We start from the raw sequence: 21,983 nt of genomic DNA, 5'->3' as shown, positions 1-21,983 counted from the left end.
TTTTATTTTACAGGAACCGTTACCTCAAGTTCAGGAATATAGAGCTTATGCCGGTCTTTCCAGACGTAAGGCTTAATGATGATACTCTCCGGCCTCTTCTCAAAAGGTTCAAAGACACTGCTGCTGGACAGCGTATCCCCGTCACCAGTACCGCTACCTCCAAGCATGACAGCCTCTTGCCCTTGCTCATCCCGCAGCTCAAACCAAATAGTGAAAAGCCCATCTTGCTTGTATTTATCTGGAATAGCTTCTTCAATAGCCTTAGTATCCCCCCCGGGGTCTCCCTTAATTTCAGTTAGCAGCCGGGTTGATGTCTGGCTTAACTCTAGCCGTGTGTACCGCAGATGAATATGATCATGTACCTTGACCTCTCCCGGAACAAGCACAAGGTCACCCAACGTATTCTTGCTTACGGGAAACTCAAAGCGGAATGGCTGATCCATTCCATCAATAAGGACCAGCAAGGTGAGATCAAACTGCTCAGGAATTTGCAGATTAGCTCCATCCAGTGCTGTAACTATGATAGACTCAGGTGCACCCGCACCTCCCGCGGCAAGGCCGTATCCCGTATTGACCGTTTTTCCGTTAACCACAAACTCAATATTATTGATTCCTCCCGGCGGCTGACCCCTGCGGTTGATTAAATCCCACCACGCCTCCGTGTTTTGACCATCGGCTGCCTGAGCACGGGTAAGCACCAATGACAAGCGGCTTCCGTCATACATCTGTTCCGACACACTGATCGTCGTCCCGTCCTGAGTAACGCTCTGCTGAACATTTGTGGTTAGACCTGCTTCGTTTGCTTTTTGAAGCCCGGCATCCCCTACAAGTCTGAACACACTTTCCATGAACGGCAATTGCTTCAGGGTCTCTGCCATTGCCGGAGAGATGAACCCCAGACTAACAATGATCACCAGCCCGGCGGCCACAGATGCGGCACTGATCATCAGCCGGGTCAGCCACCGGGGCATTCTTTTACGTCTGAGCGTCTCCTGATGCTCTGGAGTCTCCTCCAGGCTTACCTCATTCCTTTCAATGATCATCCGGTAAGTGTCCTCCATACGTGCGTGCACAGCTTCCGGCAGTTCAGGAAGACTCTCTTCCTTGAGACCTGCCAGCCTGTTCTCCAATGGCTGCTGACTCATTCGTTCACCTTCCTTTCTAGAGGTTGCGAGAGAGATTGATATAAGGTTTTTCTGGCCCGGTGTAATCTGGTTTTGACTGCGCTCTCTGACAGCTCAAGCAGCTCTGCAATCTCCTGCAGCCTTAATCCTTGATAATAATGCAGCTTAACAATCGTCCGCGTTACCTCTTCCAGTCCGCTGATGGCCTGACGCAGATCCATATCTTCTGCGGATGAAGAAGAGGACTCTATGCGCTCCGGCGGCTCGGACATCACTACCACCCTGTCCCGTCTGCGCAGGATCATGTTGCATTCGTTGATCAGAATACGAAACAGCCATGTGTTGAAATAGGCCGCCTCTTTCAATCCGGAGATTGCTCTAAATGCCTTAAGCACCGTCTCCTGCATGGCGTCTGCACAATCCTCGTCATTCCTGACCATGGACTTCGCCATACTGTACATCCTCCTGTCCAGACTCTTCACCAGTTGGATGAAAACCTCGCTGTCGCCTGCCTGTGCACGCTGGACCAGATCCTCTTGTACGGTATCCAGGGTAGATCTCCTCCCTTCCTTCGGGATGCTGCTGCTTCCCGCTTGTTAGTTGTATATATCTGTTTAGATGAAGCACAGGCACATAAGGTTACCTCAGCACGAACAATTATTTTCTCTTCTTCTTACGCGAATAGCAAAGAGCAGGCTCCATTTAACAGGAAGCCTGCTCTTTGCTGTATCTTATCAGGTAGTGAAGAACGCTACATATCCAGTGATCTAGGCTGATCATCCCCAGCCGCCGGACGGAACGGCCACCAGTTGGCCCGGCCGAACATGCGCACCATCACCGGCACGAAGAACGGCAGGAATACCAGGGCATACAGCGCCAGACCCGATAACACGACTGTAGCAATCTGCATCATCGACAGCACCCCTGAAGGGTACATCGAGGCGAAGGTTCCGCCCAGTATCACAACGGCTGAGAGAATCACGGTTCCCATATTGCGCATGGCGTGGAGAATGGCTTCCCGCACATCCCAGGTTTTATTCTCATTGAAGCGGTCCATCAGGAAGATACTGTAGTCCACCCCGAGCGCTATCAGCATAACGAAGCTGAAGAACGGCGTCGTCCAGGTGACCCCCGAGTAGTTCAGCAGATGGACGAAGATCGCTTCCGTGATGCCCAGTGCCGTAAAGTAAGTGATTAACAATGAGGCAATGATGTACAGCGGCATAATCATCGAGCGGAACAGTACCACCAGGATGATGAAAATACCGCTTAGCATCAGAATGACCGTACGCGTGTAATCCTCATTCGAGATCGTCTGCAAATCGCTGTAGGTGCTGGTCACGCCGCTCATGGCTGTCTCCGCATTCTCCAGCTTGGTGCCGGCCACGGCACGGTCCACCGCTGCCTGAATCTGTCCGACGCTGTCAATAGCCTTCGCGCTGTATGGATTCCCGGCGAAAACCACATCCAGCGTCATGACCTTGCGGTCCCCGGACAGATAGGTATCGAATACCTGCTGCATGCCCTTGGCCTTGAGCGCCTCTGCCGGAACCAGGAACCCGCTCAGCTCATCATCCTTGGCATCCTGAATCTGCTTGAGGTAATCCTGCGCCGAGCTTAGGCCTCCGGTGATTTGCCCCAGACCATCCGCACTTTGTGTAAGTCCGTCTGTCAATTGACCCAGCTGGCCCGTAAGCTCATCGAAGCCGTCGGCAAGCTGCTGCTGACCGCCCTGAAGCTGATCCAGGCCGCTGGTGAGGGATGGGAGCTTGCCGGTAATCTGCCCCTGTCCGTCCGCTGCCTGCACAAGGCCGGATTGCAGCTGGCCGATACCGGCCACAAGCTGATCCAGCCCCTTCGCCAGCGCCGCCTGGCCTGCCGCCGCTTTGGAGTACCCGGCGTTGGCCTCTGTCAATCCGGCCGCTGCACCGCTGAGCTGATCAGAGATCTGGCCGAGTCCTCCAGCCAAGCCTGCCGCCCCCGTCCCGCTCTGTGTTACCGTGCCTTTGATCGTCTGGTAATTCACATCCTGGAGCAGCTCCGGATAGGCGGCTTCCAGTCCGGTGAATGAGGCACCCAGACCGTTGAGGGCATCAGCCACGCCTTGAAGCTGTGTCTGCAGCCCTGCAAGCCCTCCGTTCAGCGCGGTCAGACCGCTGCCTATCTTCTTATACCCTTCAAGCAGCGCGGCATTTGCCTCTGCCAGCTGCTTCGCACTGGCCGCTGCTTGCGCGAGGCCTGCCTTAATCTCTCCGGCTCCGGCAGAGCCGCTGCGGATACCGCGCTCAATCCGCGATAAGCCATCGCCCAGGGCAGCTATGCCTTTCTTAAGCTCGGCTGTCCCTTCTGTCAGCTTGGCGCTGCCTGAAGCTGCCTCTGTAAGCTTAGGCTCATTCGCCTTCAGCTGCTTGCTCGCTTCACTCAGCCCGGTCTGGATTTTGGTCAGCCCTTCATTGCTCTGGTCCAGACCGTCTGCCAGGGTAGCCACCTGGGTAGGAATCAGGAAGTCATTAATTTGCTCCCCGGTGGGCCGTGACATGCTGCGCACAGCCTTGACTCCATCCACCTTTTCCAGCTCACGGCTGATTTTCTCCGCCAGCCCCATGTATTCAGCGGTATCCATCCGGTCATCGTTCTTGATCACAATCTTGCCCGGCATGGATTCACCCGGACCGAAGCTCTCCGATATAATATTGAACCCTTTGACCGAGGCGTAATTCGGCCCGATCTCATCCATGCTGTTGAAGCTCAGCTTCCCGCTGTAGGTGAGCAGGAACGGCACCACAATGGCGGCCACAATCAGCAGCGCAGCCCAGGGTCTTTTGAGGGAGAACGAACCGGCCGCTCCCCAGATCCGGCTCTCGCTATGCTCCAGCTTACCGCGGGACGGCCAGAACAGCTTTTGACCCAGCACCGCCATGAAGAACGGAACGACCGTTACCAGCGCCAGCAGCATCACCGCTATGCCGACCGCCACCGCCACCGCTGAACGGTAGAGCATGAACTTGGACAGCCCGATGGCCAGGAAGCCGACGAAGACCGCCAGCCCCGAATAGAAGACCGTTCCACCGGCTTTCCGGTAAGTGGCAATAATGGCGCTTGTAGTATCCTCAGACTGGACCAGCTCCTCCTTGAACCGGCTGATCAGCAGAATGCAGTAGTCGGTCCCGATCCCGAACATCACGGCCACCATGAAGATCTGGGTGAACGTGGACAGCGGGAAATCAAACCGGTCCACCAAAAAAGCCACAACCGACTGGGAGACGATATAGCTCAGCCCAACCGTAAGCAGCGGAACAAACGGAGCCACGAACGAACGGAACACGACGAACAGAATCAGCAGAATAAACACGACTGTGATATATTCCGACTTTTTCAGTCCGGCTTCCGAACTGGCAATCGTATCCTCCGTAATGAGTCCTTCACTGGTCATATAATGCTCCGCAGTGACGTTACCCAGCATCTCAGCGGCCTTAGCCGGGAGTTCCTTGACTGCCTCCTCCCCGCCTTGCACAGACAACGCAACCATGATCGTCTTGCCGTCCTCCGCAATCAGCGTATCCTTAAGCTCCGGCTGCGAGAAAGGATCTGTAATCGTGCTGAGCTTCAGGGAATCCTTGTTCCCGGCGAGCTGCTCCACCCCCTGCTTGATACTCTCGGTGTCTGCGGCTGCAAGCCCCTCCGGCTTATGGAACACCAGGGCCACCTGATGCACCGTTTCCCCGTCTTTGGCGGCAGCGACCTCCTTCATAATCTCGGCAGCCCTTGAAGAGGTGTAGCCTGCCGGAACCGAGATTTGCCCCTTTTCACGTACCAGCTCAGACATCCCGGGTGCGGTGAGGAATAACACTGCCGCCACAGCCAGCCATACCGCAATAACCGCCCATCTTGCCTTCAAAATCGTTCTCAATTGCTTCTCCCCCCAGTGTCCTGCATCAGAAACGCCAGCTTCTCAAACATCACAATAAATTGTTCAATCTTGTCATCCTCGAAGTGGAACAAATAAGGGGAGATTACTTCCTGCATTTGCTTCTCACAGGTCCGGTAGACACTCTCCCCATGCGCCGTCATGGTCAGATACACCTGCCTGCGGTCATTCTCATCACGGGTCCGCTGAATCATTCCCGCTTCATCCAGCCGGTTGATAATGGCCGTAATTGAGCTTTTGCCTACCGCCACAGCTTCAGCGAGATAGGTGGAGGTGCATTGCTCCTGCCCGGCGATCAGCCTGAGAATCAGGAATTGATCATTCGTCAGCCCTTCTCCAAAAATATCCCGGAGCCGCGCATTGATCTGCCGGGTGACCACCATATAAGCGTCTACGTAGCGGTTGATCCATTCCTCTGCATCTTTCTTCAATGCTGCGTCCGCCTTTCTGGATAATAGTTCACGTGTAGAACTGTTTCACAGTAAAACTATATTGTCCGATTCATTAAAAGTCAACTGGTTTTCAGGAATTTTACATTGAGATTCATTTGAGATATTCATTGGGCGGTAACTGCCCTTCAAGCGGGATTTCCAGGGAAATGATGGCTACGGTGACTATGATGACTATTGTTGTCCCGCGTCAGCCATTCGGATACCAGACTTGTTGCACATTATGCAGGATTTGTGACGGACCAGCAGGCCGGATTCGAATTTGTTGCACATAACGCAGGATTTCCGGTGATTTGGCGCGATTAGACCGTGTATTGTTGCAAAATGCGCAGGATTTCCAGCCGCTTACCCGGATCGGGCTCTGCCGTGTTGCATAACGTGCAGGATTTCCTGCAAGTTGGCTCGCTTGGACGCAAAAAAGCCACCCCGCACCGTAAGTGCAGAATGGCTGTTGTTCAGTCCTGTTTAAAGCAGCTACAGGGTTACGGTTGCGGTTGCGGTTGCGGTTGCGGTTGCGGTTACGGTTTCGCTTCCACTACCGCACGCCTGCCTTACTCCTCGTCCTCGCTCTCTTCAACCTCGTAGACACAGCGGAACATCTCGATGCCTGCGGCGTTCTCGCCCAGGCTGTACACCATGAAGCCAAGGCTGCGGTAAAAGTCTGCGGCAATCTCGTCTTCCGTCTCCGCTACCAGATAACGCGGCTGCCGGGTGGTCACCAGCTCCAGAATCATGCCGCGCGCGTAGCCCTTGCCCCGGTTCTCCGGGAGCACTGCGATGTGGCGGATATCCAGCGAGCCGTCTTCCGTCTCTTCAAATCCGGTGAGCCCGAGTAGCAGCCCTTCCTCTTCCCAGCCGCATAGCTGCATGGCCGCCTGCTCCCTGTATTCTGCCGAAGTACGCTCCAGCGCCTCCGGATCATCTATCACCGCATAAGTCAGCAGCTCATTCACCTGCGGTGTGCCGACAAGCGGCTTCAAATCAATCAACATTAGGGTAACCTCCTTAATTTATAGCTAAATAAGACGCACTTAAGAGTGGTACTTGAAGTTGAGTCGTAATTGCGCTGAACCTTTAAACTTCCCGCCGCTATCCCCGCACCAGCCGCAGCAGCACATAACCTGTCCACACGCCCAGCAGGTTAAGCAGCAGATCATCAATATCCAGGCTTCCGACATGCAGCAGCATCTGCAGCAGCTCAAGGAGGGTGATGACTAAGACAGACAGAAGTGTCAGCCGGACAACAGAGCGGTAACCGGAGATCACCAGCGGAAGCAGAATGCCAAAAGGAACAAAGACCGCTACATTCCCCAGCAGATTGACCAGCCGGCTTGCATACGATAAGCCGTTGGTCATATCGAAGAATAGACGCACCGTACGAAGCGGTTCAAGATTGTATCGCAGCGGCCCGTCCAGCTGTACGGTCCGTCCGAATCCAACGAACATCCAGTACAGCAGGAATGCGCTATATGTAATCAGCAACAGCCACGCCAGTACCCGGCGTCCAGGCGGCAGCCCTTGCTTGCCTGTAGCGGCCTTGCCCTTCCGGCGGCGCGGATGCGTATTAGCGGCCACTATCAACTTCAATAATCTCAATGGTACCGTCGCTTTTGCCGACAATGGCCATGCTGGCGATCCCGATGAACAAGCCGTGCTCCACTACTCCGGGAATACGCTGGAGAGATAGCGCCAAGTCAGCGGCTGAGGCGATAGCTTCGAACCGGCAGTCCGCAATATAATTGCCGTTATCCGTCTTGTACAGCTCGTCCCCGCTGCGCCGCAGCTCGGGCTTGCATCCCAGCTTGGCCAGATCAGCGACCGTCCACTCCCAGGCGAACGGCACAATCTCAACCGGCAAAGGGAACTTGCCCAGCGTGGTCACCGCCTTGCTCTCATCGGCTACTACGATCATGCGGGTACTGCCCATGGCTACAATCTTCTCACGCAGCAGTGCGCCGCCTCCGCCCTTGATCAGCTGCAGCGTCCCGTCCAGCTCATCCGCTCCGTCAATAGTCAGATCCAGACTGTCCACCTCACTGAAGGACACCAGCGGAATGCCCAGCTCACGGGCCTGATCCTCAGATGCCTGTGAGGTAGCTACCGCCGTAATCTTCAACCCCTCGTTTACCCGCTCACCCAGCTTGCGGATGGCCCAGTAGGCAGTAGAGCCTGTACCCAGGCCTACCTTCATTCCGTCCTGCACATATTCGACTGCCTTCTCCGCTGCAAGCTGCTTCACATTGATACTCATTTTATTACCCCCATGTTATCCGTTATAATGAACGATGAGCAGATCCTTAATCCAATACCACACCAGGAGGAATCCGGATGAGAACCGAACACCAAATCCAATCCAAAATTAACGAAATGACGCTTCAGCGCAGATCCCTTGAGTCGCGGCTGGCTCCCTTGCCGTCTGGTGATCCGCAGCGGGCAGCCTTGGATGCCCAGCTTACCCGGCTTGAGGATTTGATTCTAATGCTGGAATGGGTACTGAATGCCCCAACCGGCAAATACCATGCCTGAGTCTGAACCTGCGTTCAGGACAAGCTTTTGCCATAACACATGCTGTCCGGATCACCTATGTAAGGCCCGAACAGCTCGATTGGCTGATAGCCATGCTTCACATACAGGGCAATGGATTCCGGCTGCTTGATGCCGGTCTCCAGCCTGATCTCCCGGCACCCTGCTGCCATTGCCCGCGCCTCCAGATCCTGCAGCATCCGGCTGGCAATTCCCTGCTTGCGGGAACCCGGATCTACATAGAACCGCTTCAGCTCCATCAGGGAGCTGTGCGGGTCCAGCGGGCGCAGCCCGCCGCAGCCCACCGGCCGTTCATTCACATAAGCGATCACGAAGGTCATTTCCTTCACCTTGGGATCGGAGAAATCCACACCATAGATCATCTCATGCGGATAACGGGATTTCAGATCCTCATCGAGCTGGCCGATCAGTGTTCCCAGATCTGTATGATGCGGATCAACGCGCACGAAAGTCACTTCAGTTACAGGGTTCATACTTGCCCCCACTCCTTTATCTCTTCTCTATTGTCTCCAGCACAGCGCCGCTTCAACTATAAGTCCCCAGCATGGCTTCGTATAACCTGGCATTGTCAGACTCGAAGCAGATGAAGTCGATCTGCCGCAGCGGAAGCTCTGCCGGGTTCTTCCCGCGGATATATTGAATAACGGATTCAAGGGCCGTCTTGCAGGCCAGATCCTTAGGAAAGCTATAAATCCCCGTACTTATATTCGGAAACGCAAGGCTCTGCACGCCATGGGCGCAAGCCAGATCAAGACTGCTCTTATAGCACCTGGACAACACCGCAGCTTCCCCGGCTGTGCCGCCTTTCCAGATCGGCCCCACCGTATGTATGATTCCGCGAAAAGAAAGCTGACCCGCAGTGGTGAGCGCCGCTTCCCCGGGAAGAATGCCGCCCTGCTTGCGGCGGATCACCGCGCATTCTTCGGCAATTCTTGGACCGCCGGCCCGGTGAATTGCCCCGTCTACCCCGCCGCCTCCATACAGGCCGGAATTGGAAGCATTGACAATCATCTCGCCCTGCCAGGCGGTAATATCGCCCTCTTTTACCGAAATTACTACATCCTTAACGGTAATTTGCATGTTCGGCCTCCTCCTTCGCCGCAGTCTCCAGCGCCTTGATCAGTTCCTTCTCCCCCCTGAGGGTGGCCTTTCCCGGAAAAGATAAATGCTCCAGCCTGCCCCCCTGCAGCGCGGCCTGACGGAGATTGCCCAGCATATAATTCTGCGCATCGGATAACACCAGCTCGCCTGTACCGGCGGCAACCCTGCACAGGGCACGGGTCGTTCCCGCCTCTTCCGGCATCGCCTCCGCACCTCCGTCAAGCACAGTGAACTGAAACAGCGGCACCGCTTCCGGCAGCTCTTCATCCGGAGAGAACCTCTGATTATATACAGAATACATCAGATTGCCGGTGTGTGCCCGGGAAGCATCCGTCTCCTGATCAGCAAGGATTCTGCTGTTCTGGTAAGCAATCAGTCCGGCGGTGAACAGCAGAAACAGCACAACTCCCGCAATTAAAGTATACATTCCTCTCACCAGCCATTCGCCTGTAATGGACAATACCGCTTCTATATTATCATGGACAGAACTAGCCGTGAATGGTCCTATCGTGTAAAATCAATTTTTTGCCGGGATTCCATAAAGTTATTTTGAGATATTCAAATTAACAGTTGAAACTTCACTTGGCATGTCTCATAATGAAGTGGAGCCTGCTGTTTTGTCAATCCATACGAAATCAAGGGAGGATACCTGGAAATGAAATTTTTCTTGGATACCGGAAATATTGAGGAAATCAAACGTATTACCCGCCTCGGATTAGTGGATGGCGTAACGACGAACCCGTCGCTGATCGCCAAGGAAGGCAGATTGTTTAAGGACGTAATCAAAGAGATCGTAGCGATTGTTCCCGGTCCTGTAAGCGCTGAAGTGATCGGCCTTACGGCAGAAGAGATGCTCAAGGAAGCTTACGAGATCGCTGAATGGGCTCCGAACGTGGTCATCAAGCTGCCTATGACGGAAGATGGTCTGGAAGCCTGCTATGAACTGACCAAAAAAGGCATTAAAACCAACGTAACACTCGTATTCTCCGCTGCTCAAGGCCTCATGGCGGCCAAGGCTGGAGCTACTTATATCAGTCCGTTTGTCGGACGTCTGGATGATATCGGGGTAGACGGCATGAAGCTGATCAAGGATCTGAAGACGATTCTGACCAACTACGGCCTGAAATCCGAGATTATCGCCGCCAGCATCCGCAATATTGCCCATGTGGAGCAAGCTGCCATTGCCGGTGCCCATATTGCCACGATTCCGGGTTCACTTCTGCCATCGCTCTGGAAGCACCCGCTGACAGACAACGGAATCGAACGCTTCCTGAAGGACTGGGAGAAAGTACCGCAGGTCTAAAACAAAAGAATACCGTTCAAGCCCCCTTCCGCATCAAGCGGAGCGGGGCTTTTTTGTGCGGGTGCGGGTGCGGGTGCGGGTGCGGGTGCGGGTGCGGGTGCGGGTGCGGGTGCGGGTGCGGGTGCGGGTACAAATGCGGGGGCTCCGGCCGACAACAGTTGGATTTTCTCCACTTGCTTAAGAGCGGAGGAGCGTTTCTCCGGATATAGTTGGAAAAACAACACTTAATAGCTGGACTTTCGCCAGAATAGAGGAAATTCTCGAAAATAAATGACGTTTTTCCAACTAATTCCGCCAACCGCTGCAAATCATCTGAATTAAGATACGTTTTTCCAACTATTGCTGCGCCATGCGGAGTGGGCACCATGTACTGCATCACGCGGAGTGGGGCCTTTTGTTCGTACGGGTACAAATGCGGGGGCCCCGGCGACAACAGTTGGATTTTCTCCACTTGCTCAGGAGCGGAGGAACGTTTCTCAGGAAATAGTTGGAAAAACAACACTTAATTGCTTCACATCCGCCCGATTAGACGAAAATCCTAAAAATAAATGACGTTTTTCCAACTAATTCCGCCAGTCGCAGCAAATTATCTAAATTAAGATACGTTTTTCCAACTAATGTTGCACCATGCGGAGTGGGTACCATGTGCTGCATCATGCAGTGCGGGCACCATGTACTGCACCACACAGAGCGGGCACCATGCACTGCACCACACAGAGCGGGCACCATGCACTGCACCACACAGAGCGGGCGCCATGTGCTGCACCACACAGAGTGGGCACCATGTGCTGCACCACACAGAGTGGGCGCCATGTGCTGCACCACACAGAGCGGGCACTATGTGCTGCACCATGCAGTGCGGGCACCATTCACTTTTATGGCACGAATACGGCTTCAGGGATTAGTTGGTGTATAAAACGGGGAGGCACACGCGAACGCCGCCTTGACCATTTTACTTGTTGTAATTATAATTGTCATAACAATCATTATAAAGGAGCCACTCATTATGAACCCTTCCTCTCCTCACCAATTCCTCGGTTTCCTGCTGGGATCCACCCACCGGAGAATCTCGGGCGGCTTCGCCCGGGCCCTGAAGCCCTATGATATTACGCCTGAGCAATGGTCTGTCCTGCTGATGATCTGTGACCAGAGCGGAATTAATCAGAAGGAGGTTGCTGCCGCCGCCGCCAAAGACCAGCCGACAACCGCCAGGATCGTTGAGCTGCTCCTCAAGAAAGGCTTCATCAGCAAATCGACCAACCCGGGGGACCGCAGGGCATTTCAGCTCTACGCTACCGAGGAAGGGAGATCGCTAATCGTAAATACGCTTGAACTGGAGCAGCAGACCATTAACACAGCTGTAGCCGGGCTGAATCCGCAGCAGCTTGAAGACCTCCGCAGCATGCTGGAGCAAATCTATCACAACACCGGCAATCTACATCACGAATAGGAGTCTACTCACTTGAACCCTTCATCCGAACGTCTATGGACTACATCCTTCATCACACTTACCCTCTGTAATCTGCTGCTCTTCCTCGGACTGCAGATGACCTTGTCCACTCTTCCGGCTTATGCAGAAGCAGCCTTGCAGGCTACTCCCGTTCAGGTCAGTCTTGTAACCAGCCTGTTCGCACTCAGCGCCATTGCCTCCCGCCTGTTCTCGGCCAGAGCCATGGAGAAGGGCGGACGCAACCTGCTGATCTTCCTCGGGCTTACCGTTTCACTCGCAGCCGTGGCCGGATATTATTTCGCAGGCAGCATCCTTACCCTGCTGCTGCTCCGCATCCTGTTCGGTATAGGCTTCGGAATGGCCAGCACGGCATTCCCGACGATGGCCTCCGATGTCATCCCGATCCGCCGGATGGGTGAGGGCATGGGCTATTTCGGGTTATCCACCAGTCTCGCCATGTCGGCAGGTCCGTTAATCGGACTAAGCCTGCTGCAGGGACCGGGCTTCGGTTCCCTGCTCCTGGGAACGGCTGCCGTACTTGCTCTGATCCTGCCCCTGGGCTTCCGCCTGTCCGCAGCCTTGCCAGCCGGGCATCAGGAGCCTCCTGCCGCTCCGGCTGCCGCCCCCGGAGGAGGAGTGTACCGCAGGCTGTTACTTCCCGGCCTGCTCAATTTCCTCTTATCCATCTCTTACGGGGGACTGCTGGGCTTCCTGGCACTCTTCGGGGCAGAGAGGAACCTCCAGCATATCGCGTATTTCTTCCTGTTCAATGCGGTAGCTATCTTAGTGATCCGTCTGCTGTCCGGAAGGATCTACGACCGCTTCGGACCGGCTGCCCTGCTGATCCCGGGAAGCCTGTTCATCATCGCCGGCCTGCTGCTGCTGTCCTTCGCCTCAACAACAGCGGCATTGTTCCCGGCCGCCTTATGTTACGGCTTCGGCTTCGGCTCCATGCAGCCTGCACTTCAGACCTGGATGATCCAGTCTGTGGAGCCGCGCCAGCGCGGATTAGCCAACGGGATGTTCCTGAACTCCCTGGACCTTGGGGTCGCTATCGGCTCCATGCTGCTTGGTGCCATCGCCATGTACACGAGTTATGCCGTGATGTACCGGTATTCCATCCTGGCCCCGGTTCTGCTGCTCACCGTCTACCTTGCGGTATCGGCTTACCGGCAGGGCCATAAGCGTAAAGCGCCTATGGCGGGAGCGGCAACGCAGCCTTCCAGGGAATAAGCTGCCGCTCAGCGCAGCCTCATAACCAGAAGAGACCACCTCGCGTCATACGCGCAGGCGGTCTTGTCATTTCAGCAGGTTCAGCAGACGATGGCTCAGTTCGGCGATGTGCCCGCCGTTACAGTATCACCCACCGCAGCAGGAAGGAACGGATTAGGCTGGCCCAGGCTGTAGATATGCAGCAGATGCATCGCCCGGGTACAAGCCGTATAGAACAGCTTGCGCTCATGTTCACGGCCGTATCTCTCCGCCGAGCCGTCATAGATGATCACAGCATCGAACTCGACGCCCTTTGCCAGGTAGGCGGGAAGCACCAGCGTTCCTTTTTGGAAATTGGGCGTCTCCTTCGTGACCAGCCTTACCGGCAGCCGCTTCTCCAGTTCACTATGCACCTGTGCGCTCTCTTCCGCCGTCTTGCAAATCACGGCTACATAGTGGTAGCCCTGGGCATGAAGGTTCAGCACATCCTGCTCCACAGAGGCCAGCAGATCTGCTTCATTATCCACTACCGTCAAGAGCGGTTCCTCGCCCCTGCGGTTAAAGGGTACGATCTTCTCGCCTCCGGGAATCATCGCCCGTGTGAATTCAACAATCTCATAAGTCGAGCGGTAGCTGCGGGTCAGGGAGATCACCTCGGTGTTCTCTTCACCGTAGATGCTCACAAGTCCCGCCAGGTCTCCGAGCACCTCACCTTGGGCATAGATCGCCTGGTTAAGATCACCCAGCACCGTCATCTTGGCCCGCGGGAACAGTCTGCGCATGAATTCAAGCTGGAACGGCGAGTAATCCTGCACTTCATCAACAATGACATGACGGATCAGCGTATTCGTCCGGAAGCCCTGGCTGAGCTCCTTCAAATACAGAAACGGCGTGGCATCCTCATACGCCAATTCATTGCCGCTGATGGAAGCCAGCGTCTGTTCACAGATCTCGTCCCACGCCTCAGGCAACGGCTGGCGGGTATCCAGACGCTCCATCCATTCGCGGCCCTGGAACAGCCTGCTGTACAGACCCTTCACATCAACGAAGCGTCCGCGTTTAGTCCAGCCGCGCAGCGGCTTCAGCTTCTGGCTCACTACGTAGCGGGCGAGCAGGATTTTCTCCGCCTCATAGTCATCGAAGCTGTCGTTATGTCCCCCGCCCTTACGGCGCATCTGATTGTAAGCCCGCTGATAATCGCTGTTGTCCATAAGCTCAATCTGCTCATCTACCCATGAAGCACTCCGCTCTTCAACGCCGAACGCAGCGATTCTCTTCAGCAGCCAGCCCGTCATCAGTTCGATCCGGTTCGCCAGCTTGATCCCCGGGTCATAGCTGTAGAACTGGCGTTCCATCTCTTCCTTGCCTACAACCGCCCGGCCCTGGAACATCAGCGGCTTGAACAGCATCCCTTCATGCTCCAGCAGGTTCACATAACGCCGGATGGCACCCAGGAAGACCACTGACGATTTATAAGCGATACCTTCTCTGCGTATGGAGGCTTCCGGACCGTCCGGGGCATTCAGCAGACTCTCGGTCTGGCTGAACACATCCTCCAGCTGAAATTCCTGGCCCAGCCGGTGCTCCAGATACATCTGGAAGGTCGTCTGCTGCATATTCTCTTCACCCAGCTCAGGCAGTACGGTAGATACATAGCTGTTGAACAAGGGGTTCGGGGAGAAAAGCAGCATCTGATCTGCCTGAAGCACCTCCCGGTACTTGTAGAGCAGGTAAGCCACCCGCTGCAGCGCCGCTGAAGTCTTCCCGCTTCCGGCGGCTCCCTGCACAACCAGCATCCGGCTTCTGTCATTGCGGATGACCGCGTTCTGCTCCTTCTGGATGGTAGCCACGATGCTCTTCATCCGGTCATCGGCGCTATGGCTCAGTACCTGCTGGAGCAGCTCATCGCCGATAGTTACGCCCGTGTCGAACATGACTTCGATTTCACCGTTGTCGATGACGAATTGGCGTTTACGCTCCATCGTTCCCTTAATCAGGCCGCCCGGTGTTTCATAAGCGGCCGGTCCCGGCGCGCCGTCATAATACAGGCTGGAGATCGGTGCCCGCCAGTCATAGATCAGGAAGGTCCCGTTATCCTCCATCAATGAACCGATGCCAAGATAGATTTTGTCAGCCGCTTCATCCCCCGGCTCCGAGAAGTCTATCCGGCCGAAGTAGGGGGATACGACCAGTTTTTTATATTTTTTGAGCGCTTTGCTGGACTGCAGATGATGGCGTTCGCGTTCGTTCAGAATCTGGGCCTGCTGCCGCAGACTTGTGGAGGTCTCCCCCAGATCGTCGGGGCTGCTGAAGTTCACTGTAACTTCTTCCCAGAAGTCCTTACGCATATCCACGACATCCGTGCGGTGGAGTCCAAGCTCCTCCGACAGCAGCCGGATTTGGGTAGACAGCAGTCTGGTGATGCCGTTTACCCGCTCCTGCTCCTTTTGCCACTCGTGATCATGTTTATCCAATGGTTGTCATCCCCTTCATTTCTCATTACAGTTTCTCGCTCAGAACCGCGCTGTCCTTGTCGTCTGCATTCATCCGGTTGATCTGGTCAGCCACCTTATCCAGACGCTCCAGCTGATAGCCGTAGTCATAGATTGCCGCTGCCACCACCGACAGCCGGAGCTGCCCGGATTTCTGCGGATCATAGCCATTAATAGCGGATTTCAAAAACCGTTCATTGTCTTCTCCCAAGAGCTCAGAGTCATTGGCTCCAGGCTTCAGCTTATCCTCGAACTTCAGCAGGATATACTCATGATACTTGATGAGCTGCTCCAGATGCCGGTCGAACAGCTCATCCGTATGCTCCGTACGTTCTGCCTGGAAATAGTGGCGGTCAATCGCCTCAAGCACCTGATAGCCCTTTTGCAGAGAATTCAGCAGGTTTTTGTAGACCACCATCTGCCTCGTCTGACTATATTTAGCCCTGCGGAGCTGCTTCTGCTCTTCCTCGAACAAGGCATACTTGTCAGCCAGCGCCTTAATGGAGCCCTCCAGGCCGTTCTTCTCATCCCGGAACACACTTTCCTTCATTTCATGCGACACCGCCGTCCGCAGCAGCAGCGACAGGCTGGTGAATACTGTCTCTATCTGCTTGATGTACTGCTTACGCGGCTGCGGCGGGAATACGGAAATATTGATAATAAAAGCGGACAGGATTCCTGTCAATGTCAGCAGGAAACGGGTTAACGCGAACTGCCACTGGCCGGACGCCTCCATGACGGAGATAACCGTGACCAGTGTCAGGCCGATGGTATCGGCGCGGTTCATTTTCATGCTGATCATAATCACCAGTATACATACCAGTCCAACCGCAATCGGTTCATTGGACAGCAGCATTCCGCCCAGCAGCGCGATAACCGCCCCCATGGTGCTGGTCTGTATCTGATCCAGGAAATACCTCCATGATCTGTATATGGATGGCTGCATGGCAAAGATTGCCGCAATGGCCGCACCGACAGGAGAGGCGAATTGGAATAGAACGGACAGATAAAGTGCAAGTGTTACGGCCATTCCTGTTTTGAGTATGCGGGCACCAAAAGCCAAATCTATCCCTCCCAAGTAGCTTGATGCTCTGTTTCATAATAAATGCCGGTCTTCATCATTTATGTATATCCTGCAGGCATTCGGTTAATCTCTAATATTTGTACACACATTATTACCCATGAACCGGGCTGGCGAATTTTAGTATGTCTTAAGCCGGGCTTCAGGATTCTTTCAGCTTTCGGGGAATACTGGTTACCAGGCAGCAGCCACAACCACAGAAGAGGTGAATCCATGAACAAAAGCACCCGCACAATCATCGCAGGGGCCACAGCCTTAATGCTTACTATGGCTCCTGCCGCCGCTTATGCAGAGCAGCCGTCCAGAGGACGGGCAACCGCAGCACCGGATTCCATGCATGCCGGCCAAGAGCATCATCATCCCCGCGGCGGGGACCGAAATTTCAGAGCCGGCGGCCATTTCATCCTGAGCGAAACCGCCAAGCTGCTCGGAATCAGCCGTCCGGAGCTGATCGACAGCCTGAAATCCGGCAAGACGCTGAACGGTCTGGCCCAGGAGAAAAAAGGCTGGAGTGAAGACCAGTATATCCAGAAGCTGAGCGAAGCCGCCAGTCTCAAGCTCGATGAATTCGTCAAGGACGGGAAGCTGACGCAGGAAGACGCCGCCAAGCTGAAGCCGGGCCTGCCGCTGCTGATCAAGCGCAGCCTTAGCCGCACAGCCCAGCTTCACCAGATCAAACCTTCGCAGCAGCCTGCTGCAACGAAGTCACCTTAAGGAGTAAAAGCCTGCGGATGCCCGGGAGCTTATTTGCGCCGGGCATCCTTTGTGTTGCGCGGATTCTTCCCCTTGCGTTCCTTATAATTCCGGTAGGCCTCGAATATAGCAGCCGACAGCATCAGCCAGGCCCCGCTCGCGGCATAGCCGCCAATGACATCGCTGGGATAATGCACCCCCAGATAAATCCTGCTCCAGCCGATCCCTCCGGTCATCAGCACCGCGAACAGAATCAGCAGGAACCGTTCGGTCCGGCTATGCATATGCCGCCAGAGCAAGTAGGCTATGACTCCATATAATGAGAAGGCTGCCATAGAATGCCCGCTCGGGAAGCTGTATCCGGCCTGTTCAATCAGCCTGTTGATGCTGGGGCGCTCCCGGTGAAACCATAGCTTCAGCAGCGTGTTCAGCAATTGTGAGCCTAAGCCTACCCATAGAAACAAGGCAAGCTCCAGCCGGTGCTTCAGGGCGAAGAAGAGGATGATCATCGTCAGCAGGGATATCCCGATCGCTAGCTTCGAGGAGCCCACCAGGGATAAGCCTTTGGCCAGCGAAGTCAGCGGCGGAGATTCCATGGATTGTACGAACCGGATAACCGCACGGTCAAAGCCCCCCGCCCCGCCCAGCTTGACCAGTGCCGCAATCACGATAAAGGCCAGCAGGAACCATATAAACCGCCGGAATCCGCGGGACCAGTAATGATAATAAAGCATAACTACCCCCTTGTCTATTTGTCACGCCATATGAACACATTTCCAGGGAAGGTCTATCCCGTGTTATAATATCCTGAGAAATTATTTTATATAAAGATGGAGTGCTGCCAAGTGGAAAGTCTAAAATTGCAGGAACGTTTGTTGAACCAGTGCATCTCAACGAAGATGCCTGTGACGATTTTTACAACGAACGGAGTCAAAATGCAGGGACTGATAACCTCTTATGACGCTTATACAATCACCTTGCAGGGCCAGGGTGACGGAAGACAGAACGTACTCTTCAAGTCGGCAGTCTCAACTGTAGTGCCGCTGAAGCCGGTCTCACTCAAATAAGCAGTCTCCAAGGCGCACATTCTAACCTAGACCTAAGCCGCATAACCGCCAGGAATTCAAAAGGAACACCGGAGCATGATTCCGGTGTTCCTTTTGCCTGTGCCGCCGCTAAGGCAAGACCAGTGCCGGCAGATCGCTTAAGGGAAGGCGTCCTGTCGTCTTACGCAGGGAAGACTGCCGGCATCACACATACGGGCTTGGACAGCTCGGCGGTGTGCCCGGTGAAGCTCAGACGGCCGCTGGCAGGCTCCAGCGCGAAGACAACCAGGTTATTGCCGTCCCGGTTAGCCACAATCAGGTAGGCGCCATCCGGGGTAACCGTGAAGTGCCGCGGATGTCCGCCTCTGGTGGATACATGCTCTACCAGGGTTAACCCCGCCGTCAGCGGATCTACTGCATACACCACGATACTGTCATGTCCGCGGTTGGAGCCGTACAGATATCTGCCATCCTTGGAGAACGCAATCTCTGCACAGCTGTTAGAGTCTGCGGGATATCCCTCAGGGAGAGTAGATAAGGTAACTGCCGGCTGGAGCGTACCTGCAGCAGCATCATACAGGAAAGAAGTCACGGTGCTGTTCAATTCATTGATCACATAAGCGGACTTCCCGTCCGGATGGAATACGAAATGGCGCGGTCCCGCCCCATCCTGCAGCTTGGTATCCCCAACAGCTTCAAATGTTTCCGTCTCCTTATTAATCCGGTAGCTGCGAATCAGATCCAGTCCCAGATCAGACACAAACAGATAACGTCCATCCGGACTATAGATAGCTGAATGCGGATGAGGGCGATCCTGGCCCGGGAGCGCTCCCTGTCCGGTATGTACGGCTGTATCCGCCAAGGCTACAGGCAGTCCCTTCTTATCAAGGGTAATTAGTCCGACCGATCCCCCGTGATAGCTGCACACTACAAGATGTTCATTACCGGCATCCCGGTTAATGTTACAGGTTGTCGTCTGGCCTTTGCCTGCCGATGGCATAGTCTGTATCCGTTGCAGCTCAGCAAGCTTACCGGTCTCAGGATCAATAGCGAAGGTTACAACCTCCCCTTCTTTGCCGCCTTCACCATTCGGCTTCTCCCCTATGGCATACAGCTTCAGCCCGGAAGGGTCCACATTCACGAACGTCGGGTTCGTCACGCCTTCTGCGGTAGCCAGCCGCTCAAGAGTCCCCCCTGCTTCACCGTCAAAAGCAAATACCTGGACTCCGCTCTCTTCTGCCGTGGCATAAGAGCCGGTAAATAACAGCAGCTTCGTCTTGTCTTTCATCTGATATTCCTCCTCCAAGTTAAATAGCCATCTATATAATTTACATTTTTTCGTGAGAGATGACAAATGCAACGGAAAAAATGACAAAAAACATTTCAAAAATAAGACTTCTCAAAGCAAACAGAGTATGATATAATGAAAGCGCTAACATTAATGTTATTAATCAAGATAAAGGGGGAACACGAATGAGCAGCCTGCTGGAAGCCAGAAATGTATACGAGGACTTCGAGGTGGAGACAGACATTCTGTTCTTTAAGGTCGGGGACCATGACCTGGTCATTTTTCACGGCAGAAACTACAATATTAAAAAGAGAATGACTGCCGAGCAACTGAACCGCTTATTGTCGAGCAACAGCTATTATCATGTGTACGGGGGCTGCTACGTGAACCTGAACAAGATCAGCTCCATCGAGGATGACTGCATCTACTTCGGTGAAATGGGCTTATATGCCAAGTCTGTACGTGTTCCCAGACGCAAGCAGGAGAATATCCGTCATCTGCTTAAGGGGCTTAGCTCCTAAGGCGGATACATATCCGCAGGTTTCTATATCACTGCCTCTCTCATCAGGCCGGAGCGCACATGGGGAACCATTTGCGGCTCCGGTTTTTCCTGTTTCTTAATGGAATCTTAAAAAGTAATTGTGCTTTTTTATACTTTCTTAAGGTTTGGAATTCTGTTTTCTGGTAAAGTTGTAGAAAGACAGGCACCACCTATATTGAAGGGAGTCATTAATTATTATGGACAAAAAAGATTTCAATGAAAATGAACAGCTTAAAAACGGCCTAACGCCGGAAGAGAATGAGGCTTCTGTAATTAAACCGGATGAAGGAATTGAACCTGCAGGAACAGTCCCTGTACCGCAGGAACCGGTACAAGCTGCAACTGAGGGCTCCGGCAAACCGCACTCCCCAAGAATTGAAGAAAGCGTTCCCGTGATGAATAAGGTTGGCGGCGGGGGTACTCCTCCTTCCACACCTGGCGCCTCCGGCGGCGGTAAAGGCTGGATGATTGCCTCCATCCTGCTGGCAGCAGCCTTAATCGTAGTGCTGATTGTACAGCCTTTCAAGAAGGACGACAGCAAAGTAGCGGTTGCGACCGTCAACGGAACGGATATCACCAAAGCAGAGCTGTATGATAAATTGGTGGAAGCCGGCGGGGAATCCACCCTGCAGAACCTGATTACTACCACTCTCGTGGGCCAGGAAGCCAAGAAAGCCAACATTAAGGTTACCGATGCAGATATTAATCAGGAAATCGAAGACCTTAAGACTCAGTTCGGCGGTGAGGAAGCTCTGAATAACGCCTTGCAGCAGAGTTCTATGACGATCGAGGATCTGAAGAAGCAAATGCCGCTCCAGGTTGAGATCCGCAAGCTGATTGAACCTAAGATTAAGATTACGGACGAAGATATTTCCAAATATTTCGAAGAGAATAAGGCGAAGTACAATCAGGAAGAGGAAGTGCGCGCTTCCCACATCCTGGTGAAGACCAAGGAAGAAGCCGATGCGATTGTGAAGCAGCTTAAAGAAGGCGGAGACTTCGCCGCGCTGGCTCAGGAGAAATCCGCAGATACCGGCTCCAAGGAAAAAGGCGGGGATCTGGACTTCTTCAAACGCGGAGACATGGTTGCCGAATTCTCCGATGCTGCCTTCAAGCTTAAGGTTGGCGAGACCAGCGGTGCTGTGAAGTCGGAATACGGCTACCACATTATCAAGGTTACAGACCGCAAGGAAGCCAAGGAATATACCCTGGCAGAGAAGAAAGACGAGATCAAAAAGACTTTAACGGCACAAAAAGTGTCTGAGATGTCTGCTACCTGGTTGGCTGATTTGAACAAGAATTCCAAGATTACAAATACGCTGACTGATAAGCCGGATGCTTCAACAGCTCCAGCAGAATCTGGCGCACCGGATGCCAGTGCAGATCCTGCTGCTGCTACAGAAGCTCCAGCCAAGTAATAAATGATTTACCGCAACATATAGGCACAAAGAGGACAAGCGGATCACCGCTTGTCCTCTTTGCTTATCCGCACATTGTAGCCTGAGCTTAACAGGCAGGCACAGCGTCAATGCTCCTTTTTGCGGATCTGCTTATCGTGATTCTCGCCCCACTCTTTGGCTTGTGCGGTGGCAATAGCGATCGCCCGCCCTTCCTCATATCCATCCTCCAGCAGCGCATTTGCAATCTCCACCGCTTTATTGCGTACAGGCGCCGTGAAATTCTTCAGTGAATCCGGATAGTTCTCCTTGTTCCATGGCATATCAAAAACCT

The 21,983-nt window shown here is 54.0% G+C and carries 23 protein-coding genes; 8 read left to right on the top strand and 15 right to left on the bottom strand.

What is annotated here, in order from left to right:
* Positions 1–2 precede the first annotated feature (2 nt).
* From HQN87_RS01145 to rpiA, 7 genes are all read right to left on the bottom strand, one after another.
* Positions 3–1,145 (bottom strand): DUF4179 domain-containing protein, encoded by a 1,143-nt coding sequence (locus HQN87_RS01145; protein ID WP_173126465.1) that lies wholly within the window; start codon positions 1,143–1,145, stop codon positions 3–5.
* Entirely contained in the window at positions 1,142–1,654 is a 513-nt protein-coding gene (locus HQN87_RS01140; RefSeq protein ID WP_301953145.1) for a sigma-70 family RNA polymerase sigma factor, read from the bottom strand. Before HQN87_RS01140 ends, HQN87_RS01145 begins: the two co-directional genes overlap by 4 nt.
* A gap of 221 nt (positions 1,655–1,875) precedes the next feature.
* Complete coding sequence (locus HQN87_RS01135) at positions 1,876–5,034, bottom strand: MMPL family transporter (protein ID WP_173126462.1); 3,159 nt, start codon at positions 5,032–5,034, stop codon at positions 1,876–1,878.
* Positions 5,031–5,483: a MarR family winged helix-turn-helix transcriptional regulator gene (locus HQN87_RS01130; RefSeq protein ID WP_173126459.1), complete on the bottom strand. Its 453-nt coding sequence runs from the start codon at positions 5,481–5,483 to the stop codon at positions 5,031–5,033. Before HQN87_RS01130 ends, HQN87_RS01135 begins: the two co-directional genes overlap by 4 nt.
* Before the next feature lie 569 nt (positions 5,484–6,052).
* Positions 6,053–6,493: a GNAT family N-acetyltransferase gene (locus tag HQN87_RS01125; RefSeq protein ID WP_173126456.1), complete on the bottom strand. Its 441-nt coding sequence runs from the start codon at positions 6,491–6,493 to the stop codon at positions 6,053–6,055.
* Positions 6,494–6,590: 97 nt separating this feature from the next.
* Complete coding sequence (locus HQN87_RS01120; RefSeq protein ID WP_367272642.1) at positions 6,591–7,076, bottom strand: VanZ family protein; 486 nt, start codon at positions 7,074–7,076, stop codon at positions 6,591–6,593.
* Complete coding sequence (gene rpiA / locus HQN87_RS01115) at positions 7,066–7,752, bottom strand: ribose-5-phosphate isomerase RpiA (RefSeq protein ID WP_216857092.1); 687 nt, start codon at positions 7,750–7,752, stop codon at positions 7,066–7,068. Before rpiA ends, HQN87_RS01120 begins: the two co-directional genes overlap by 11 nt.
* A 77-nt stretch (positions 7,753–7,829) precedes the next feature.
* Between rpiA and HQN87_RS01110 the strand changes: the two genes are divergently transcribed.
* Positions 7,830–8,027, top strand: a complete 198-nt coding sequence (locus HQN87_RS01110) for a hypothetical protein (RefSeq protein ID WP_173126453.1) — start codon at positions 7,830–7,832, stop codon at positions 8,025–8,027.
* Between the two features lie 14 nt (positions 8,028–8,041).
* Here HQN87_RS01110 and HQN87_RS01105 read toward each other — a convergent pair whose 3' ends face one another.
* From HQN87_RS01105 to HQN87_RS01095, 3 genes are read right to left on the bottom strand one after another with little or no spacing between them, the layout of a single operon-like run.
* Complete coding sequence (locus tag HQN87_RS01105; RefSeq protein ID WP_173126450.1) at positions 8,042–8,518, bottom strand: GNAT family N-acetyltransferase; 477 nt, start codon at positions 8,516–8,518, stop codon at positions 8,042–8,044.
* 52 nt (positions 8,519–8,570) lie between these two features.
* Complete coding sequence (locus HQN87_RS01100) at positions 8,571–9,125, bottom strand: macro domain-containing protein (RefSeq protein WP_173126447.1); 555 nt, start codon at positions 9,123–9,125, stop codon at positions 8,571–8,573.
* The gene (locus tag HQN87_RS01095; protein ID WP_173126444.1) at positions 9,109–9,573 is read right to left on the bottom strand and encodes a hypothetical protein; all 465 of its coding nucleotides are present in this window, start codon (positions 9,571–9,573) and stop codon (positions 9,109–9,111) included. Before HQN87_RS01095 ends, HQN87_RS01100 begins: the two co-directional genes overlap by 17 nt.
* Before the next feature lie 228 nt (positions 9,574–9,801).
* Between HQN87_RS01095 and fsa the strand changes: the two genes are divergently transcribed.
* The 3 genes from fsa (at position 9,802) to HQN87_RS01080 (ending at position 13,132) form a co-directional block, all read left to right on the top strand.
* On the top strand, positions 9,802–10,449 hold the full coding sequence (fsa, locus tag HQN87_RS01090) for a fructose-6-phosphate aldolase (RefSeq protein WP_042213033.1): 648 nt from the start codon (positions 9,802–9,804) through the stop codon (positions 10,447–10,449).
* Positions 10,450–11,455: 1,006 nt separating this feature from the next.
* Positions 11,456–11,899 carry a MarR family winged helix-turn-helix transcriptional regulator gene (locus HQN87_RS01085; RefSeq protein WP_173126441.1) on the top strand — a complete coding sequence of 148 codons (444 nt, stop codon included), beginning with the start codon at positions 11,456–11,458 and terminating at the stop codon, positions 11,897–11,899.
* Positions 11,900–11,911: 12 nt separating this feature from the next.
* The gene (locus HQN87_RS01080) at positions 11,912–13,132 is read left to right on the top strand and encodes an MFS transporter (RefSeq protein ID WP_173126438.1); all 1,221 of its coding nucleotides are present in this window, start codon (positions 11,912–11,914) and stop codon (positions 13,130–13,132) included.
* Between the two features lie 95 nt (positions 13,133–13,227).
* On the opposite strand, the gene helD is transcribed toward HQN87_RS01080, so the two are convergent.
* Positions 13,228–15,585 (bottom strand): RNA polymerase recycling motor HelD, encoded by a 2,358-nt coding sequence (gene helD, locus HQN87_RS01075; RefSeq protein ID WP_173126435.1) that lies wholly within the window; start codon positions 15,583–15,585, stop codon positions 13,228–13,230.
* A 25-nt stretch (positions 15,586–15,610) separates the two neighbouring features.
* Positions 15,611–16,666 (bottom strand): FUSC family protein, encoded by a 1,056-nt coding sequence (locus HQN87_RS01070; protein ID WP_173126431.1) that lies wholly within the window; start codon positions 16,664–16,666, stop codon positions 15,611–15,613.
* Between the two features lie 231 nt (positions 16,667–16,897).
* Between HQN87_RS01070 and HQN87_RS01065 the strand changes: the two genes are divergently transcribed.
* A complete protein-coding gene (locus HQN87_RS01065; RefSeq protein ID WP_173126428.1) occupies positions 16,898–17,398 on the top strand; it encodes a hypothetical protein in 501 nt (166 codons plus the stop codon).
* 29 nt (positions 17,399–17,427) lie between these two features.
* Here HQN87_RS01065 and HQN87_RS01060 read toward each other — a convergent pair whose 3' ends face one another.
* Complete coding sequence (locus HQN87_RS01060) at positions 17,428–18,111, bottom strand: phosphatase PAP2 family protein (RefSeq protein WP_173126426.1); 684 nt, start codon at positions 18,109–18,111, stop codon at positions 17,428–17,430.
* A gap of 111 nt (positions 18,112–18,222) precedes the next feature.
* Between HQN87_RS01060 and hfq the strand changes: the two genes are divergently transcribed.
* Positions 18,223–18,444 carry an RNA chaperone Hfq gene (gene hfq, locus HQN87_RS01055; RefSeq protein ID WP_173126423.1) on the top strand — a complete coding sequence of 74 codons (222 nt, stop codon included), beginning with the start codon at positions 18,223–18,225 and terminating at the stop codon, positions 18,442–18,444.
* A 160-nt stretch (positions 18,445–18,604) separates the two neighbouring features.
* Here hfq and HQN87_RS01050 read toward each other — a convergent pair whose 3' ends face one another.
* Entirely contained in the window at positions 18,605–19,711 is a 1,107-nt protein-coding gene (locus HQN87_RS01050) for a lactonase family protein (protein ID WP_173126420.1), read from the bottom strand.
* A gap of 185 nt (positions 19,712–19,896) precedes the next feature.
* Between HQN87_RS01050 and HQN87_RS01045 the strand changes: the two genes are divergently transcribed.
* Together HQN87_RS01045 and HQN87_RS01040 are read left to right on the top strand one after the other, a co-directional pair.
* Positions 19,897–20,232 carry a LytTR family transcriptional regulator DNA-binding domain-containing protein gene (locus tag HQN87_RS01045; RefSeq protein WP_173126417.1) on the top strand — a complete coding sequence of 112 codons (336 nt, stop codon included), beginning with the start codon at positions 19,897–19,899 and terminating at the stop codon, positions 20,230–20,232.
* A gap of 217 nt (positions 20,233–20,449) precedes the next feature.
* Positions 20,450–21,670 carry a peptidylprolyl isomerase gene (locus HQN87_RS01040; protein WP_173126414.1) on the top strand — a complete coding sequence of 407 codons (1,221 nt, stop codon included), beginning with the start codon at positions 20,450–20,452 and terminating at the stop codon, positions 21,668–21,670.
* A gap of 107 nt (positions 21,671–21,777) precedes the next feature.
* Here the strand turns inward: HQN87_RS01040 and HQN87_RS01035 are convergent, their stop codons facing one another.
* Entirely contained in the window at positions 21,778–21,972 is a 195-nt protein-coding gene (locus HQN87_RS01035) for a DUF2188 domain-containing protein (RefSeq protein ID WP_173126411.1), read from the bottom strand.
* Positions 21,973–21,983 lie beyond the last annotated feature (11 nt).

This window comes from Paenibacillus tritici (assembly GCF_013204885.1).
GTDB lineage: Bacteria > Bacillota > Bacilli > Paenibacillales > Paenibacillaceae > Paenibacillus_AQ > Paenibacillus_AQ tritici.
The sequence above is the reverse complement of the archived record's forward strand: the minus strand, read 5'-3'. Positions and strand labels throughout refer to the sequence as shown.